The organism is Micromonospora krabiensis (assembly GCF_900091425.1).
GTDB classification, from domain to species: domain Bacteria; phylum Actinomycetota; class Actinomycetes; order Mycobacteriales; family Micromonosporaceae; genus Micromonospora; species Micromonospora krabiensis.
The window spans coordinates 683,332-699,663 of sequence record NZ_LT598496.1; the positions used below are offsets into that span (position 1 = coordinate 683,332).

Below are 16,332 nucleotides of genomic sequence, written 5' to 3' on the forward strand. Positions count from 1 at the left end.
AGCCGCGGGAGGGCGCGGAGGGTCAGCGGGCGTACCCGCCGTCGGCCATGATCGTCTGGCCGGTGACGAAGGTGGCGTCGTCGCTGGTGAGGTACAGGATGGTGCCGACGACATCCTCGGGTTCGGCGATGCGCTTGATCGCCTGGAGTTGAGCGACCTGCTCGATGTCGTCCGTCGTGCGCTCCTGCAGCACACCCGGCGTGCGGGTCAGGCTGGGTCCAACCGCGTTGACGGTGATGCCGAACGGGGCGAGATCGTTGGCCAGGCCGCGGGTGAACCCGATGATCCCCATCTTGCTCGCCATGTAGTGCGTCAGACCGGGAGCCGCGGAGATGATCGAGTTGGACGTGAGGTTCACAATCCGACCCCAGCCGCGCTCCTTCATTCCTGACAGAAGCGCCTTGACCATGAAGAACTGCGAGTCGAGGTTGACCGCGAGGACCCGCCGCCACGCCTCGTACTCCAGCTCGGCGATGTCCTGGAACGGGAAGATCCCGGCGTTGTTGACCAGGATGTCCGCCCGCCCGAACCGGCGCGCGACCTCGGCACCCACCGCTGCCGTCTGCTCCTGGCTGGAAACGTCAGCGGTGAGGCCGACAGCGGTGCCGCCGTTCTCGGTTACCAGCGCCACCGTCTCCTCCGGCGCGCGGAGGTCGACGGCGACGACGGTGGCGCCGCGCTCGCCGAGCTGCCGGGCGATGGCCTGACCGATACCACGCCCGGCGCCGGTGACGACGGCGACTCGGCCTTCATGCGTCTGAAAACTGGTCATTTCGCTTAACTCCTTGTCGATGTCGTATGTCATGTTCGTGCTGTGTGCGACCGCAGCCGATCGCTAGGCGCGCCGGCCCGCCTTCAAAGCCTTGGTGACGGTCGCGACCCGTTTGCCCTGGAACACGCCCGCGGCCAGGGCCGTCTCGTCGACCGGAATCTCGCCCTTTCCGCCTACCACGTGTGAGGTGCCGTAAGGGTTGCCGTCGACGAACTTGATGGGATCGGCGAAGCCCGGAGGGACCACGATCCCGCCGAAGTGGTACACGGAGTTGTAGAGCGCCAACAGGGTGGACTCCTGACCGCCGTGCAGTTGGGACGTCGAGGTAAACCCGCTGTACACCTTGTCGACGAGGTCACCCCTGGCCCACAGCCCGCCGAGCGTGTCCAGGAACTGCTTGAGCTGGCTGGTGACGTTGCCGAACCGGGTGGGGGAGCCGAAGGCGACGGCGTCGGCCCACCGGACGTCCTCCGGCGTGGCCACCGGGACGTGTTCGGTCGCCGCTGCGTGGGCAGCCCACGGCTCGCTGCTCGCGACAACCTCCTTGGGTGCCAGTTCGGCCACGCGCAGGAGCCGCACCGTCGCCCCCGCCTCGGACGCGCCAGCGGCGACGGCCTCGGCGAGTTGGTGCACCGTGCCGGTGGCGGAGTAGTAGATGACGGCGATGTTGACGTCGTCAGACAAGGGGATTCCTCCTTCGAATGGTCAAATGCCCGGGCCCACAACCCGGACGTCGGGGTGAAAGGCGTGTGCCGCGCCGGCTTGCCCGCCGGGGGCGGGCCGGACCCGAGCGCCGGATCGATCGTCGCCAGCGGCCGAGCCATCGACATCGGGAGGAATGCCCAGGGGGACGTGACGGCCGGCACCCCACCTCTTCGGGCAGCGGCGGCGCGACCGGGAGTTACTCCCCAGACGGGGCCGCCCGACCGGTGCCGACCACACCGGGCGGGAACGGGGAAGGCTGCCCGGGACACCGTTCCTGGACGGCGCGGCCGAGGGCTGTGTCATCCTTGCCTCGTGGAAAGCGCCCTGGGCGGCTCCGTTTTCGTGGGTCGGGCAACCGAACTGGCGCAGTTGACGCAGGCGGCGGAGGCCGCCGAGAAGGGCGAGAGTCAGGCCGTCCTCGTCCGGGGTGAGGCGGGCGTCGGCAAGACCCGTCTCGTCGACGAGTTCGTCCGAAACCTGGACCCGGAGCGGGCGGTGGCCGCGCTCGGGCACTGTGTCGAGGTGGGCGGAGACGGGTTCCCCTTCGTGCCGTTCACCGCGGTCCTGCGCTCGTTGTGGCGGCGCATGCCCGACGATGTGGGTGCCGCGAGCCGCGGCCGGGAGGGACTGCTGGCCCGCATCGTGCCGGACCTGGAGGTGCCCGAGGGCGCGTTCGATCGCCGGGAGGACGACGCACCGCGCCTGTTCGAACTCATCGCGCGGATCCTGGAACGGCTCGCGTCCCGTCGACTGCTCGTGGTGATCATCGAGGATCTGCACTGGGCCGACGCCTCAACCCGGCACCTGTTGGAGTACCTGTTTCGCACCCCACGGGCTGGTCAGCTCCTGATCATCGCCACCTACCGCTCCGACGAGGTTCACCGGACGCACCCACTGCGCCCGTTCCTGGCCGAGATGGATCGGCTGCGGTGGGTGCGCCGAGTCAACGTGGGCAGGTTCGGCCGGGTGGAGGTGGCCAAGCAGCTCGACGGGCTCCTCGGCGGCCCGCCGGAGCCGACCGTGCTCAACGAGATCTTCCTACGGTCGGACGGGAACGCCTTCTTCGTGGAGGAGCTCGCCCGTGTGCACCGCGAGCGCTCGGGCGTGGGGCTGGACGACCTGCGTGACGTGCTCCTGGCGCGGCTGGAGACACTGCCGGAGACGAGCCAGCGGATCGCCCGGGTGGCGTCGCAGAGCGGCCTGGTGATCAGCTACCCGCTGCTGCGGGCCGTGGCCGGCCTGCCGGAGGACGAGTTGATCGACGGCCTGCGGGCGATCACGCTGACGCAGGTCCTCGTGGCGGAACCAGACGGTACACGGTATCGGTTCCGCCACTCCCTCGTGCGCGAGGCCATCAGCGATAGCCTGGTGCCGGGCGAGCGGGCGCGGATCAACCGGCGCTACGCGGAGGCCTTGGAGGCCGACGCCTCGCTGGTGCCGGCCGACGAACTCACCGGACACCTCGCCCAGCACTGGTATGCGGCACAGGACGACGTGAAGGCACTGCGGATGAGCGTTGCCGCAGCCGACGCGGCGGGCCACCGCTACGCGCCCGCCGAGCAGCAGCGGATGCTCGAACGCGCGCTGGAGCTGTGGGATCGGGTGCCCGAAGACGTGCGTACGAGCCTACCCACGCTGCGGCTGCCGGACGGATACCCGGACGAGGGGCGTACGGCGGTCAGCACGGGGCCGGACCGCCTGGACCTGCTCGCCATCGCCGTCGGCGCCGCCTGGTGCAGTGGAAGCCTCGATCGGGCGCTGCAGCTGAACCGCGACGCGTTGGAGTCGATGTCGGCCGAGCACGGGCCACCACCCCTGCGGGCCGCGTGGTTCTGGGTCCGGCGATCGCAACTCGTGCAGGACCTCAACCTGGGCGACGGGTGGAACGAGCTGCGCACGGCGGAGGACCTTCTTCGTGGCCTGCCGTCGTCGTCTGTGCACGCCGACCTTCTGTCATACATGGCGGACTGGAGCGCCCAACACCGACCGGGCCCGGAGAGCCTCGCGATCGCCGAGCGGGCCGTGGTCTGCGCGAACGGCGTCGGCACCAACGAGACGCGACTGCGTGCCCGGCTCACCCGAGCTCTGCTCAGCGCCGAGTCCGACCCGGTCGGCGCTGGCGTCGCCGAGCTCTACGAGGTGCGCCAGCGCGCCGAGGCGCTCGGCATGGCCGAGATCATCGGGCGGGTGAACCAGTATCTGCCGTGGGTGCTTGAGGGAATGGGCAGGACCGACGACGCGATCACCGCCGCCCGGCACGGCATCGCGGTGTGTCGGGCGCTCGACATGGCCGACATCGAGGCATGGCTACACGTCACCCTCTCGGTGTCCCTGTTCGCGACGGGCCAGTGGTCGGAATCGGACGCGGAGCTCGACCGTGCGGCGGCGACGGCCCGTTCCCACCGCACCCGTGGGGCGGTGGCCGCGCGCCGCGCGTACGCCACGCTGGTCCGGGGTGACGCCGAGCGCGCTGCCGGGCAGGCCGCCATCGCCCGCGACCTGCTGGGCGCCCGGGATGTCGAGCCGCAGTTCCTGAGCGCCCTCAGCCTCTACCGCATCGCGATCGACGCGCGGCGGGGCCGCGTCGACGCCGCGCGAGAGGAGTTCCTGCGCGCCGACGCCGAGGGTCTGACCAGGTGGCCGGTCCGGCAGGCGCTGCCGATGCTCTGCGTCGCCGCCTGGATGGAGGCGGAGGCATCCTCGTCCTCCGGTCCGGACGTGCGCTCGGCGAAGGTGCTGGCGGCCGTGCGGCAGGCCGCCGCTGAACTCAACGTCGTGTTTCCGGTCTCCCGAGCGTTCGAGAAGTTGTTGGGCGCCGAGCTGAGCCGGGCGGAGGACGCGGACGACCCGCAGCGGTGGGCATCCGCGGGCGCGGCCTTCGCAACCCTGGGCCGCCCCTACGAGCTCGCGGTGTCACTCGTCGGGGAGGGTAGAGCCCTGCTGCGGAGCGAGGAGACACGGGACGCGGCGGTCGAGCGGTTCGCGCGGGCGTACGACATCGCGAGCTCGCTCGGCGCGAACCTGGTCCTTGCCGACATCGCTGCGCTGACCGGCGAATCCGCGGCACCGGTCGCGGTGGCCGCCACGTCTCCGGCGCCGTCGCCTCCAAGGCCGCCGGACGGCGATCTGGGGCTAACCCCGCGCGAGACCGAGGTGCTGCGACTGGTAGCCCGGGGGTGCAGCAACCGCGGCATCTCCCAGGAGTTGCACATCTCGCTGAAGACGACCAGCAATCACGTCTCCAACATCCTGGCGAAACTGGGGGCTTCCAGCCGCACCGAGGCCGCCGCCATCGCGCACCGTCGCGGCCTGCCGGTCTCGGACTGACGAAGGGCCGGACCGGGTCGTGTCCCGGCGCGGGACCCGCCCGTGGGCCGCCCGCTGCCCGCAGCAGGCGGTGGGGCTGGCCGCGGTGACCTCACGTTCCCGGCCCTGCGACGGCGACCTTGAGAGCTCGGGTGAACCAGCTCGGCCGCACTGATTTTCAAGATCAAATCGCTAAAATCAAGAATCTTGCATCTGTGCCTTGTAAAACTTAATATTTCTCCTGAAGCGCGAGCGAACCGAACGAATGCGGAGCCCACGGTGGACTGGCAGGAGCTGACGGACCTGACGCGCGGGCAGCCGTTCGTGGTCGAGCGGGTCCGTCTCACCGGCAGCGGCATCGCCGTCGAGGGTCAGTTCGAGCCGCCTCAGCTGGCCCGGCTCAGCGCCGACGACCAGGTGTTCGTCGCCGCGTTCGTCCGCGCGCACGGCTCGATCAAGGAGATGGAGCGGATCTTCGGGGTGAGTTACCCGACGGTCAAGTCCCGACTGAACCGGATTGCCGAGCGTCTGGACTTCGTCGACACCGACCCGGCGCCCGGCGGCGCCGACGTCCTCGACCGTCTGCAGCGGGGGGAGATCAGCGTCCAGCAGGCGCTGGCCGAGCTGGAGCGGTCCCGATGATGCCGCAGTTGGTGACCGTACGACGTCGCCGGTCCGACGGCCGGTCGATGCGGCTGCACGTCCCCGTTCTGCCGGTGCTGCTGGTGCTGTCGCCGCTGCTGCTGATCGCCGTGCTCGGCGGGCTGGTCGCGTGCCTCGCCACTCACGTGAGCCCGATGGGGGCGCTGCGCGGAGTTGGACGGTTGTTGTGGGCGTTGCCCGGCACCCGGGTCGAGATCGAGCAGGGCCGTGCGGCCGTGCTGGTAAGCGTCAGATGATTCAGAGGGGAGACGCCACCGTGAACGAGCAGCGCCGCCGGGTCCTGGAGATGCTGGCCGACGGCAGGATCACCGCGGACGAGGCGGAGAGGTTGATCGACGCTCTCGAGCGGGACGTCCCCGACCCGTCCCTGGGGGGCACGTCCGGCCCGAAGGCCCGGCCGAGGTACCTGCGCGTGCTGGTCAACTCGACGGACGACTTCGATGGGCCGAGCCGGGTCAACGTCCGGGTACCACTGCAACTGCTGCGCGCCGGGGTCCGGCTCGCCAGCCTCGTCCCACCGGAGGCGCTCACCAGGGCGAACGCGGAACTGAGCAGGTCCGGGATGCCGATCGACCTCACCCAGCTTAAGCCGCAGGACATCGAGGAGCTCATCGAGCATCTCGACGACGTCACCATCGACGTCGAGGAGCCCGACAGCAAGGTGCGGGTGTTCTGCGAGTAGGACCGCTCCGACGGCCGCCCGGAGCTACGAGGTCGGGCGGCCGGGCGAGCAGGTCGTGTGCGACGTCGTCGCGGTCCCGCGCGTTACGCGCCGACCTCGTCGCCCGCCGGTCGCCGCGCGACGGGGAACGCGTCCCGAGACGCGACCCGGCCGGCGGCCGCCGGCGGTCGGTCGTCGGGACCGTCCGGCTCGCCGGACGACGGGGGCGTGAAGCCGAGCTCGCGTGAGATCTGGTTCGCGGTGTCGAGCAGGAGCGGAAGGTTGCTCTTCAGCTCGTCGAGGCTGGCGATGACCTCGATGGCGGTGATCGAGGCCGCGGCGATGACCCGTCCGCGTGAGTCCCGGATCGGCGCGGCCACGCACATGACGTACGCGTCGTGTTCACCGTTGTCGGTGGCCCAGCCCTGTTCGCGAATGTGGATGAGTTCGGCTTCGAGGGATTCGCGGTCGGCGTACGTGGTGTCGGTGAAACGTTCGAAGACGACGTGGGAGAGCAGCCGGTCGCGTTCCTCCGAGGGCAGGTGCGCCAGGATGATCTTGCCGACGGCGCTCGCGTAGATCGAGACCGCGCGCCCCACCCGGGACGGCAGCTTGACGGCGTCGAACGCCTGGCTGTCGACCTTGTCGATATAGATGATCTCGTCACCGGTCAGCTGGGCCAGGTGCACGGTGTGGCCGGTCTCGCGCTGCAGCGCCCGTAGGTGCGCGGCGGCGAACTGGCGCAGGTCCATCGAGCCGAGCGCGAGTTCGGACAGTTCGATGAGGCCGCTGCCGAGCACATAGGTGCCGGCGCCGGTCCGGCGAACGAAGCGTGCCGATTCGAGCGTCTGCAGGATCCGCAGGGCGGTGGACTTGTGGACGCCCAGCACGTCCGCCGCCTCGGTGAGCGACAGCGGGTGCTCCGCGGATCGACGGATCAGGTCGATCGCGCGGCGAATCGATTGCGACAAGGCGATGTCTCCCCTCGTGCGGCGGTCCCTACCGTCGCTGGAAATTGCATCATTTGCAATGGTAGTGCGTCCCAGGCGCAACCGCTACTTGACACCGTTGCATATGACGCTACGATCGTTGCAAATTTCATCTCGACGACTCTGACCTGTTACAGGGGAGTAACGATGAGCAAGAAGCCCCTCCGCCTCCGCATCACCGGGGCGACATGTGCCCTCGGCCTGGTCGCTGCTCTTCTTACCGGATGCGGCTCGGACGACGGTTCCGGTGACGGCGTCACCAAGCTGACCTTCGCCGCCTCGACCTTCGGCGACCCCGGCCGCGGTCCCAAACTGACGGCCTGGCTCGACGAGTTCAACAAGAGCCAGGACAAGGTCCAGGTCTCCGCCGCCGCGGTGCCCTACCCGACCTTCGGCCAGACGGTGCTCACCCAGATGGGCAGCGGCAAGGGACCGGACCTGGTCCGCTTCGACATGCCCGAGTTCGAGGCCGCCTCCGACGCCGGCCTCATCGCGCCGCTCGACAAGCTGATCGACGTCAGCAAGTACGACCTGCTCAAGCAGCCGGACCAGTTCATGGTCCACGATGGAGTCCGGCACGGCATCATCTTCGAGGCGTCGAACTACGCGATGTTCTACAACGCGGACCTGATCCCGACGCCGCCGACCTCCTATGAGCAGTTCGTCTCCACGGCCAAGTCGCTGACCAAGGGCGACGTCTACGGGCTGGCGTTCCGGCAGACGGAGGCCGAGGAAGCCGGCGTGTGGCAGGACATCTTCAACTACGTCTACGGCTTCGGCGGCGCGTGGTCCGACGGCAAGACGCTGACCATCAACTCGCCCGAGAACCTCAAGGGCCTGCAGGCGTACAAGGATCTGTACGACGCGAACGTGATCCCGCGCGGAGCCGACGCGGCGACGTTCCGGCGCATGTTCGCCGAGGGCAAGGTCGGGATGGAGCTCAACAACGGTGGGTACGTGACCGCGACGCGCGGCCAGAACCCGCAGCTGAAGTTCAGCGTCGCGCCGATCCCGTTCCCGGTGCGCAAGCAGGGCGCCATCCTCGCGCCGATCGTGATCAACGAGTCGAGCCGGGCCAAGGACGAGGCGGCCACCTTCATCCGTTGGGCGCTGGAGCCGCAGAACCAGGTCAAGCTCCAGGAGATCCTCGGCGCGAGCAGCGTCGCCACCACCACGCAGCGAAGCGCGGAGACGCTCAAGGAGACCCCGTTCCTCACCGTCTTCGACGAGCTCACCGAGAGCAGCCTCCCGCAGATCGTGCTGGGGTTCGAAGCCAAGACGCCGGACATTCGCAAGGTGGTCGTGCAGAACGTGATCGCGGCGCTGCAGGGCAAGACCGACCTCAAGTCGGCCCTGGATCGCGCCCAGCAGCAGGCGACCGAGCTGGTCGGCTGACGCTCGTCAAGGCGACGTTGCCGGCGCGACGGTCCGTGCGCCGGCAGCGTCCTACCCCAGAAGGATCACCCGATGACCGTGCTCGAGCAGACCGGAGCACCGAAGACAACACGCCGACCTGGGGCGCGGCGGCGACCCAGCCCGCTCGGCAGCAAGTGGACGCCGTACCTGTTTCTCGCCCCCGCCGCAGTGTTCATCCTCGTCTTCCAGGCGGTGCCCCTCGCCCAGGAGGTCTATCTCAGCTTCACCCGAACGACGCTGCTCAACCCCACCCGTAGCGAGTGGGTCGGTCTGGAGAACTTCAACCGGATCTTCGGCGACCCCGACTTCCACCGGACCCTGCTGATCACCTTCGTCTACGTGATCGCGTGTGTCGTCGGGGCGGTCGGCAGCGGGCTCGCCGTCGCGCTCCTGCTCAACCGCGGCTTCCGCGGCCGCGGCGTGGCACGGGCACTCATCACCGTTCCCTGGGCCGCGCCCGGCATCGCGGTCGCGCTCATCGCCACCTGGATGCTCAACGCGCAGTACGGCATCGTGAACCGGTTCCTCGACGCGGTGGGTCTCGGCGTCCCGGGCGGGGCCATCCTGGACAGCCCGCGCTACGCGCTCCCGGCGGTGCTCGCCACGACCATCTGGCAACTGTTCCCCTTCACCTCGGTGGTGCTGCTCTCCGCGCTCCAGGCCGTACCGCAGGAGCTCAACGAGGCCGCGACCGTGGACGGTGCGGGACGGTGGGACGCCTTCCGCGCGGTCACCTGGCAGGTCATCAAGCCGACCGTGGGACTGCTGGCCCTGCTCATGACGATCTGGTCGCTGCGGCGGTTCGAGCTCATCTGGCTCATGACCAAGGGCGGACCCGTCGGCGCGACCGAGACGCTCGTCATCGATCTCTACTCGCAGGCGTTCGACTCGAAGGAACTCGGATCGGCGGCGGCCATCGGCATGGTCGGCGTCGTCATCTCGCTCATCGTCATCACCGGCAGCCGGCTGGTCGCCCGTGCCGCGGAGAAGGAGGACGTCCGATGAGGCGCTTCCGGTTCGGTCTCACCGCGCGGATCGTCGCCGTGCTCGTCGTGCTGGGTGTCGCGGTGTTCCCGCTGTACTGGATGCTCGTCACGGCGCTGTCCAGCAACGGTGACCTGTTCGCCGAGCAGCCCCGGCTCACGCCGGACCTCGGTCGGTTCGGCGTCTTCGTCGAGGCGCTGGCCGAGGGCAAGGCGGCCGGGTGGCTGCTCAACAGCCTGGTGATCGCCGTCGGCACGATGGTCCTCTCCGTGGGCCTGGGCATCCCGCTCGGCTACGCGTTGTCACGCTTCTCGTTCCGCGGCAAGGCCGTGTTGACCGTCGTGCTGCTGTTCACGCAGATGCTCCCCGAGGCGCTCATGGTCGTGCCACTGTTCGCGCTGTTCCGCCGCTTCGACCTGCTCGACTCGCTGACCGGCCTCGTCCTCGTGAACTCCGCCTTCGTCCTGCCGATCGTCGCGCTGATCCTCAAGGGCGCGATCGACGGCATCCCGAGGGAGTTGGAGGAGGCGGCGCGGGCCGACGGCGGACGGCCGTTCACCGTCCTGACCCGCATCAACGTGCCGCTCATCGCCCCGTCGATCGCCGCGACCGCGGTCATCGCCTTCTTCCACGCGTGGAACGAGTACGTGTTCGCGGTGACGTTCATCTTCGATCCGGAGCTGCAACCGGCCTCCGTCGGCATCGCGAACTTCATCGGCGAGTTGGGCACGCCGATCCAGACGGTGATGGCCGTCGCCTTCCTGTTCACGCTGCCCGCCGTCGCCTTCTACCTGTTGGCGCAGAAGTACGTGGTGTCCGGCATGACCGCCGGCGCGGTGAAGGGTTGACCCGGAGCATGAAGATCATCTCTGTTGACACGCTGGTCGTCGACTTCTACCGGACGAACCTCGTTCTGGTGCGGGTCCACACCGACGAAGGGATCGTCGGGCTCGGTGAGGCGACCCTGGAGGGCAAGGAACGGGCTGTCCAGGGCGCCATCGCCGAGGTGGCCGAGGCGGTCGTGGGTCTGGACCCCACCAGCATCTCGAAGATCGTCTACGAACTCGCCCGGGACTGGTACTGGCGAGGAGGCCCGGTCATCATGACCGCGCTGAGCGCACTGGAGATGGCCCTGTGGGACATCTCCGCGCGCGAGCTCGACGTCCCGGTCTCCCGCCTGCTCGGCGGCGCGACCCGGGACCGGGTCCGGGCGTACGCCAATGGTTGGTTCTCCGGGGCCGTCACCCCCGAGGACTACGCGGCCGCCGCACGCCGCACCGTGCGGACCGGCTTCCGCGGCCTCAAGTGGGACCCGTTTGAGAACTACGACCTCACCATCACCACGAGGCAACTGGACCGGGTCCTCGCCCAGATCGACGCCGTCCGGGGCGCGGTCGGACGCGACGTCGAGCTGTTCATCGAGGGGCACGGCCGGTTCGACGTCCGCCACGCGATCAAGGTCGCGAAGGAGATCGCGCAGTTCGACCCGGTGTGGTTCGAGGAGCCGTGCCCACCGGACAACCTCGACGCGCTGGTCGACATCCGCCGCGCGTCCCCCGTGCCGATCGCCGCGGGGGAGCGCTGGTACGGCCGGCAGGGCTTCGCGCCGGCGCTGGCACGCCAGGCCGTCGACTTCGTCCAGCCGGACGTCACGCACGCCGGCGGCATCGCCGAGCTCGCCTTCATCTCCACGCTCGCCGCGACCAGCTATGTGGGGTTCGCGCCGCACAACCCCAGCGGCCCGCTCAGCACGGCCGCGACGCTCCAGCTCGGGGCGACACTGCCCAACTTCCGCTACCTGGAGATCATGGCGACGGACGTGCCGTGGCGTCCGGAGATCACCAACGAACGGCTGGTGCTCACCGAGGAGGGCGACGTCCTCGTGCCGACCGGGGTCGGACTCGGCATCGAACTGGACCTCGCCGCGATCGAGCAGCATCCGTTCACACCGCACCCGATGCGGATGTTCCGCGACGCCGTCTACGACATCCGGCCCCGGGACGAGCGGTCCTTCTTCAACCTGGAGAGCGCCTCATGACGGTGCCGCGGCCCCGGGGCTCCGGGGCGCAGTGGTTCGGGACCGCCGCCGAGGCGCTTCCGGACGACGTCGACCACAGCGTGCTCGTCGGTCGGATCTGGGACCCGTCCGTCGACGGCCCCTCACCGGTGGTCGTACGGGGAGACGACGTCATCGACATCAGCCACCGGTTCCCGACCGTCCGGGACATCTGCGAGCTGGACGACCCCGCCGCGACGGTGGCCTCGCTCGACGGGCCCCTGGTCGGTGACTTCGGGGAGATCCTGGCCAATACGGGAGCCGCGACCCGGGACCGCGCCCGGCCCTGGCTGCTCGCCCCGGTCGACCTCCAGGCGCTCAAGGCCGCCGGCGTGACCTTTCCCGTCTCGATGATCGAACGCGTCATCGAGGAACGGGCCCGGGGAGACCTCGCGCTCGCCGCGGACATCCGTGACCGGATGCTCGCCGACATCGGCGCCGACCTGCACAGCCTCGCCCCCGGCTCGGCGGAGGCGGAGCGGCTCAAGACCCTGCTGGTCGCCGAGGGGGTCTGGAGTCAGTACCTGGAGGTGGGGATCGGTCCCGACGCCGAGATCTTCACCAAGGGGCAGATCCTCTCCGCCGTCGGCACCGCGGTCCCGGTCGGCGTGCTCGCCGCGTCGACCTGGAACAACCCGGAGCCCGAGGTCGCACTCGTCGTCGCGTCCAGCGGTCGGATCGTTGGGGCCACCCTCGGCAACGACGTGAACCTGCGCGACGTGGAGGGTCGTTCCGCGCTCCTGCTGCCTCGGGCGAAGGACAACAACGCCTCGTGCGCCCTCGGCCCCCTGATCCGGTTGTTCGACGAGCGGTTCGGCCTGGAACGGGTCCGCGAGCTGGAGGTGTGCCTACGGGTCCACGGCGTGGACGGCTTCCACCTGGAGGCGGTCTCGGAGATGACCCGGATGTCACGGGACCCGGAGGCACTGGTGCGGCAGCTGATCGGCCCGCACCACCACTATCCCGACGGCGCCGTCCTGATGCTCGGCACGATGTTCGCGCCCATTCAGGATCGGGACAGCCCCGGCGACGGCTTCACCCACAAGGTCGACGACGTGGTGCGGATCAGCTGCCCAGCCCTGGGCACCCTGGTCAACCGCGTGCGGCACGCGGAGGAGTGCGATCCGTGGCAGTTCGGCATCCGCGATCTGATGGGCAACCTGGGGAAGAGAGGACTGCTGTGAACGTGGTCACCACGGTCGATCCGCGTGACGGCCTGCGTCGCCCGACCGATCTCGTCGAGACGGACGACACCCGACTGGAGTCCGTCGCCGGCCAGGCCTCCCGGGCCGCGCGATGGCTGTCGGACCTGGGAAGAGTCGGCAGAGCGGGGATGCTGGACGCGATCGCCGCGTCGCTGGAGTCCCGACGCGCGGACCTGGTCGCTGCCGCGGCGGCGGAGACCGGTCTGAGCCACGCCCGACTCGACCAGGAACTCACGCGGGCGGCGGTCCAGTTCCGGATGTTCGGTGAAGTGCTGCGTGACGGCGCGTACGTCGAGGCAGCCATCGACCACGCCGCCGACACTCCGCTCGGGCGGGGTCCGGACCTGCGGCGGATGCTCGTACCCCTCGGGCCGGTCGCCGTCTTCGGGGCCAGCAACTTCCCGTTCGCCTTCTCGGTCGCCGGTGGCGACACCGCCGCCGCGCTCGCCGCGGGTTGTCCCGTGGTCCTCAAGGCCCACCCGTCGCATCCGGTGACGTCGCGGGCCTCCGGTGACGCGATCGCGTCGGCCGTCCGCGACCTGGACGGGCCCGACGGGGTGATCGCGGTCGTCTACGGCGACCAGGCCGGCCTCTCGCTGGTGCGCCACCCCGCGATCCGCGCGGCCGCGCTGACGGGGTCCGTGGGCGCCGCCCGCGCCATCCAGGCCGCCATCGACGAACGACCCGACCCCATTCCGCTGTACGCCGAGCTGAGCAGCGTGAACCCGATCGTCGTCCTGCCCGGCGCGGCCGCCGACCGGGCAGACCAGATCGCCGACGGGTTGTTCGCCTCCTTCACGGGCTCGGGCGGTCAGCTGTGCACCAAGCCCGGTCTGGCGTTCATCCCCTCGGACGCGGCCGGCGACCACCTGGTCGACCTGCTGCGGACGAGGGTCGCTGCCAGCTCCGAGGGTGCGGTCCTGCTCAACGAGCGCATCCGTGACGCGTACGAGGATCGGGCCGCGGCGTTCGAGCGGGCCGGCGCCCGCGTCGCGGCGCGACCCCGGGTCGCGCCCGGTGCGGGCTTCACCGTCGCTCCGACGCTCCTGGAGGTCGGTCTGCCGGACCTGACCGCCGAGATCGCCGAGGAGTGCTTCGGTCCGCTCCTGGTGGTGGTCCGGTACGACGGCGTCGCCGAGCTCGACGCCGTGCTCGCGACCGTCCCACCGTCGCTGACCGCCTCCGTCCACCGTGGATCGGACGACGCTCCGGAGGTCGTGCGTCGGCTGGTCGACGTGTTCGCCGCCCGCTCCGGTCGCGTCGTCTTCGACGGCTATCCCACCGGTGTCCGCGTGTCGTGGGCTCAGCACCACGGTGGGCCCTGGCCGTCGAGCAACGCGGTGCACACCTCGGTGGGCGCCACGTCGATCCGACGATTCCTTCGTCCACTGGCCTGGCAGGACGCCCCGGAATGGGTCCTGCCCGAGGAGTTGCGAGACGACTGCACCGCCATTCCCCGGCGAGTCGATGGGAGGTTGGAACCAGGGAAGGAATAGCCGCGCCGGAAGGCTGCTCCCGGACGCGCTCACTGGTCGCGGCCGGTCGGCCCGCGATTCGCGTCTCGAAATGGTTTGAATAGATTGGCGCGCCAGAATTTCTGGCGCCGGTGAAACGTGCCCTAATTGCGCTGTCGGCAATTCGTGGAGACAATTATCCGGTCGACTCTTGACCCTCAATTAAACTCGTGGTTGTATTTTTGACAGGAAGGATGTTAGCGCTCACAAACTGCGCGACATCGGCACATCACTGGTATCCGTTCACCTCACCATCGAATGGTCGGTCGGCCGCTCGATGCGGTCTGACCACACGCCGAAGAGGGAGCAGGAACATGCCCGTCGCACTTCCCCGTCCCCTGACGCCGACGCCGAGGCGCCGGCTGATGCTCGCAGTGCTCGCCGCCGTCACCGTCGTGGCCGGCTCGGTCGCCGCCCCCGCGGCGTCGGCCGCGCCGCCGGCCCCGCCCGCACCCCTGGGTCCGACCGTGACCCGCACCGACCAGCCGCCGACCGGATACACGGTCACCTTCCGGTACCAGGCGCCCGAGGACGTCCAGCAGGTCCACGTCTACGGCGACTGGTTCTACTCGCGCCCGGAGAACATCCCGTGCCAGGACTGCGGCGACGCCCGTCCGCCGGCCGAGTGGCAGCCCGGCGACGTCGCGGCCACCCCCTGGCACATCCAGCCCATGCAGAAGGGCCCCGACGGGGTGTGGACGTTCACCACGCCGCTGCCCGCGGGCACCTTCCGCTACGCGTTCACGCACGACTGCACCAACGAGCTGGCCACCGGCTGCACCCTGCACGACGACCCCGCGAACCCGTGGCAGATCCAGCCGCAGTACCCGGGTGCCCCGGGCGCGGTGCGTAGCACCATGTACGTCCCGACCAGCAAGAAGTTCCCGACGTACGACACCGGCTACCAGGCCCCGGTCGCCAAGCTCGGCACGCTGGAGTCCCGGCGGTACACCTCGCCGCTGTCGACCAACCCGCCTGGGGTGCACGACATCGTCGTCTACCTGCCGCACGGCTACGACCCCAACCGGGCCAAGCCCTACCCGACCCTGTATCTGAGCCACGGCGGTGGTGACCACTCCACCGCCTGGACGATGCAGGGCGTGGCCCACCTCATCCTGGAGAACGCGATCAAGGACCGGGCCGTGGAGCCGATGGTGATCGTGTCCACCGACTTCAACGGCCTTCCCGGTGGCAACGAGGGCTACGTCAACGAGCTGCGGAACAACATCTTCCCGTTCGTCGAGCAGAACTACCACGTCTCGACGCGTGCGCAGGACCGGGCGTTTGGCGGCTTCTCCGCCGGTGGCAGCCGCGCCTACACCATCATGTACAACCACACCGACCTGTTCGGCTACCACGCCGCCTGGAGCGCGGGCGGCCCGACCGCCAGCCAGGCGCAGGTCGATCGCATGAAGGCGGTGGCCGGCGGCATCATGATCGGCACCGGTCTGCAGGACCGCCTCGGCAACATCGCCGAGAACTCGCAGCGGAACGCCGCCGCGCTGCGGGCCGCCGGCGTCGAGCTGGACGAGTTCAACGTGCCCGGTGTGCACACCTGGCACGTCTGGCGGCCCCTGCTGAACCACTACCTCCGTGACCTGGCCTTCCGCGCCACCAACATCGGTCTCGACGTCGAGACCGCACCCGCCGGCGCCTCGCCCAACACCAAGGTCACCGCCACCGCGACGGTGGGTGCGGTCAGCACGAGCATGTCCTCCCCGTCCGGCAAGGTCGAGTTCTACGCCGGCGACACGTACCTCGGGTCGGCTCCCGTGCACAACGGTGTCGCCCGGCTGAAGAAGAGCGTCCACGGTGAACTGGACGCTCCGGTGGTCGCCCACTACCAGGGCGACAAGCTCTTCAACGGCTCGCGGAGCGCGTCGGTCGCCCCGTAGATCCGTGCCCACGCAGGCTTTCTGCTAGGTGGGTGGGAAGCCCCGGCCGTTCACTCCTGGTCCCGCCAGGAGTGGACGGCCGGGGCGTGTCCGCCGCGAGGAGACGCCGTCGTGGCCGCGCCGCCGCCGTCGCGGTCGTGCGCCACCGGGACGGCACCGGGCGGCG

14 protein-coding genes are annotated in these 16,332 nt (G+C 69.7%); 11 read left to right on the forward strand and 3 right to left on the reverse strand.

The genetic code is table 11. The annotated features are described in order from the left end of the window. Positions 1 to 22: 22 nt before the first annotated feature. Positions 23 to 805 (reverse strand): SDR family NAD(P)-dependent oxidoreductase, encoded by a 783-nt coding sequence (locus tag GA0070620_RS03090; RefSeq protein ID WP_197677532.1) that lies wholly within the window; start codon positions 803 to 805, stop codon positions 23 to 25. Between the two features lie 30 nt (positions 806 to 835). Further along, a complete protein-coding gene (gene wrbA / locus GA0070620_RS03095; RefSeq protein WP_091588378.1) occupies positions 836 to 1,456 on the reverse strand; it encodes an NAD(P)H:quinone oxidoreductase in 621 nt (206 codons plus the stop codon). 333 nt (positions 1,457 to 1,789) lie between these two features. Between wrbA and GA0070620_RS03100 the strand changes: the two genes are divergently transcribed. The 4 genes from GA0070620_RS03100 to GA0070620_RS03115 all read left to right on the forward strand — a co-directional run bounded on the left by GA0070620_RS03100 (position 1,790) and on the right by GA0070620_RS03115 (position 6,128). After that, on the forward strand, positions 1,790 to 4,804 hold the full coding sequence (locus GA0070620_RS03100) for a helix-turn-helix transcriptional regulator (protein ID WP_091588381.1): 3,015 nt from the start codon (positions 1,790 to 1,792) through the stop codon (positions 4,802 to 4,804). A 258-nt stretch (positions 4,805 to 5,062) separates the two neighbouring features. After that, entirely contained in the window at positions 5,063 to 5,425 is a 363-nt protein-coding gene (locus tag GA0070620_RS03105; RefSeq protein ID WP_091588384.1) for a DUF2089 domain-containing protein, read from the forward strand. Further along, positions 5,422 to 5,682 carry a hypothetical protein gene (locus tag GA0070620_RS03110; RefSeq protein ID WP_091588387.1) on the forward strand — a complete coding sequence of 87 codons (261 nt, stop codon included), beginning with the start codon at positions 5,422 to 5,424 and terminating at the stop codon, positions 5,680 to 5,682. The genes GA0070620_RS03105 and GA0070620_RS03110 overlap by 4 nt, the downstream gene beginning before the upstream one ends. Before the next feature lie 20 nt (positions 5,683 to 5,702). Further along, complete coding sequence (locus tag GA0070620_RS03115) at positions 5,703 to 6,128, forward strand: SHOCT-like domain-containing protein (RefSeq protein ID WP_091597892.1); 426 nt, start codon at positions 5,703 to 5,705, stop codon at positions 6,126 to 6,128. A gap of 83 nt (positions 6,129 to 6,211) precedes the next feature. On the opposite strand, the gene GA0070620_RS03120 is transcribed toward GA0070620_RS03115, so the two are convergent. After that, positions 6,212 to 7,078, reverse strand: a complete 867-nt coding sequence (locus tag GA0070620_RS03120; RefSeq protein ID WP_172836372.1) for an IclR family transcriptional regulator — start codon at positions 7,076 to 7,078, stop codon at positions 6,212 to 6,214. A gap of 165 nt (positions 7,079 to 7,243) precedes the next feature. On the opposite strand from GA0070620_RS03120, the gene GA0070620_RS03125 reads away from it, so the two are divergent. From GA0070620_RS03125 to GA0070620_RS03155, 7 genes are all read left to right on the forward strand, one after another. Continuing rightward, the gene (locus GA0070620_RS03125; protein ID WP_091588393.1) at positions 7,244 to 8,491 is read left to right on the forward strand and encodes an ABC transporter substrate-binding protein; all 1,248 of its coding nucleotides are present in this window, start codon (positions 7,244 to 7,246) and stop codon (positions 8,489 to 8,491) included. Between the two features lie 72 nt (positions 8,492 to 8,563). Then, on the forward strand, positions 8,564 to 9,517 hold the full coding sequence (locus tag GA0070620_RS03130; protein WP_091588395.1) for a carbohydrate ABC transporter permease: 954 nt from the start codon (positions 8,564 to 8,566) through the stop codon (positions 9,515 to 9,517). Beyond that, entirely contained in the window at positions 9,514 to 10,344 is an 831-nt protein-coding gene (locus GA0070620_RS03135) for a carbohydrate ABC transporter permease (protein WP_091588397.1), read from the forward strand. Before GA0070620_RS03130 ends, GA0070620_RS03135 begins: the two co-directional genes overlap by 4 nt. An 8-nt stretch (positions 10,345 to 10,352) precedes the next feature. Continuing rightward, entirely contained in the window at positions 10,353 to 11,534 is a 1,182-nt protein-coding gene (locus GA0070620_RS03140) for a mandelate racemase/muconate lactonizing enzyme family protein (protein WP_091588400.1), read from the forward strand. Next, the gene (locus tag GA0070620_RS03145) at positions 11,531 to 12,736 is read left to right on the forward strand and encodes a fumarylacetoacetate hydrolase family protein (protein WP_091588403.1); all 1,206 of its coding nucleotides are present in this window, start codon (positions 11,531 to 11,533) and stop codon (positions 12,734 to 12,736) included. Before GA0070620_RS03140 ends, GA0070620_RS03145 begins: the two co-directional genes overlap by 4 nt. Then, positions 12,733 to 14,253: an aldehyde dehydrogenase family protein gene (locus GA0070620_RS03150; RefSeq protein ID WP_091588405.1), complete on the forward strand. Its 1,521-nt coding sequence runs from the start codon at positions 12,733 to 12,735 to the stop codon at positions 14,251 to 14,253. The genes GA0070620_RS03145 and GA0070620_RS03150 overlap by 4 nt, the downstream gene beginning before the upstream one ends. A gap of 332 nt (positions 14,254 to 14,585) precedes the next feature. Then, positions 14,586 to 16,166 carry an alpha/beta hydrolase-fold protein gene (locus GA0070620_RS03155; RefSeq protein WP_157741522.1) on the forward strand — a complete coding sequence of 527 codons (1,581 nt, stop codon included), beginning with the start codon at positions 14,586 to 14,588 and terminating at the stop codon, positions 16,164 to 16,166. Positions 16,167 to 16,332: the final 166 nt, after the last annotated feature.

Excerpts from the sequence above, each read along its gene's own strand:
- GA0070620_RS03130 (WP_091588395.1), top strand. The coding sequence starts at position 8,564 with ATGACCGTGCTCGAGCAGACCGGAGCACCGAAGACAACACGCCGACCT.
- GA0070620_RS03140 (WP_091588400.1), top strand. The coding sequence starts at position 10,353 with ATGAAGATCATCTCTGTTGACACGCTGGTCGTCGACTTCTACCGGACG.
- GA0070620_RS03125 (WP_091588393.1), top strand. The coding sequence starts at position 7,244 with ATGAGCAAGAAGCCCCTCCGCCTCCGCATCACCGGGGCGACATGTGCC.
- GA0070620_RS03145 (WP_091588403.1), top strand. The coding sequence starts at position 11,531 with ATGACGGTGCCGCGGCCCCGGGGCTCCGGGGCGCAGTGGTTCGGGACC.
- GA0070620_RS03155 (WP_157741522.1), top strand. The coding sequence starts at position 14,586 with ATGCCCGTCGCACTTCCCCGTCCCCTGACGCCGACGCCGAGGCGCCGG.
- GA0070620_RS03110 (WP_091588387.1), top strand. The coding sequence starts at position 5,422 with ATGATGCCGCAGTTGGTGACCGTACGACGTCGCCGGTCCGACGGCCGG.
- GA0070620_RS03090 (WP_197677532.1), bottom strand. The coding sequence starts at position 805 with ATGACATACGACATCGACAAGGAGTTAAGCGAAATGACCAGTTTTCAG.
- GA0070620_RS03135 (WP_091588397.1), top strand. The coding sequence starts at position 9,514 with ATGAGGCGCTTCCGGTTCGGTCTCACCGCGCGGATCGTCGCCGTGCTC.